General features: G+C 74.1%; 1 protein-coding gene. It reads left to right on the forward strand.

The window, feature by feature from the left end; all coding sequences use genetic code 11:
- Positions 1-181: 181 nt before the first annotated feature.
- The coding region (locus tag FUT87_RS26575) for an ABC transporter substrate-binding protein (protein ID WP_255512054.1) at positions 182-758 on the forward strand (577 nt) is incomplete at its 3' end.

Here is a 758-nt window from a genome sequence, read left to right on the forward strand (position 1 = left end):
CGACGGCATCAGCCTGGTCATCGTCAGCCACGACCTCGCGGCGGTCGAGGTGCTGTGCGACCACGCGCTGGTGCTGCGCGGCGGCGAAGCGGTCGAGCAGGGCCCGGCCGCGCGCGTGCTGGGCGATCCCCGGCATCCCTACACCCGGGACCTGCTGGCCGCTTTGGCATGATCCGCGGCCATGGATACCTCCCTGGACCGTCGCCGTTTCCACCGGCTCTCGATCGGCGCCGTCGGCGCCAGCCTCGGCGCCGCGCTGCCGGCCTTCGCGCAGGTGCCCGGCGGGCGGCCGCTGGTGCTGGGCATGACCCTCGAGCCCCCGGGCCTGGACCCGACCGCCGGCGCCGCCGCCGCCATCGGCGAGATCGTGCTCTACAACGTGCTGGAGCCGCTGACCAAGGTGGCCGAGGACGGCTCGGCCAAGCCGCTGCTGGCGCTGCGCTGGAGCGCCTCGGCGGACCAGAAGACCTGGACCTTCACGCTGCGCCCGGGCGTGCGCTTCCACAACGGCGCGCCCTTTGACGCCACGGCGGTGAAGTTCAGCTTCGAGCGCGCGGGCGCGCCGAACAGCCTCAACAAGGACCGCCGCGTCTTCGAGAACATCGCCGCGATCGCGACGCCCGATCCGCTGACCGCGGTGCTGACGCTCAGGCATCCGGAGCCCGACCTGCCGGCGCTGCTGGCGCAGGCGACGGCGGTGATCGTCGAGCCCGGCAGCGCCGCCGGCAACGCGCAGAACCCGGTGGGCACCGGGCCCT

The sequence above is a fragment of the Mitsuaria sp. TWR114 genome, from assembly GCF_007997345.1.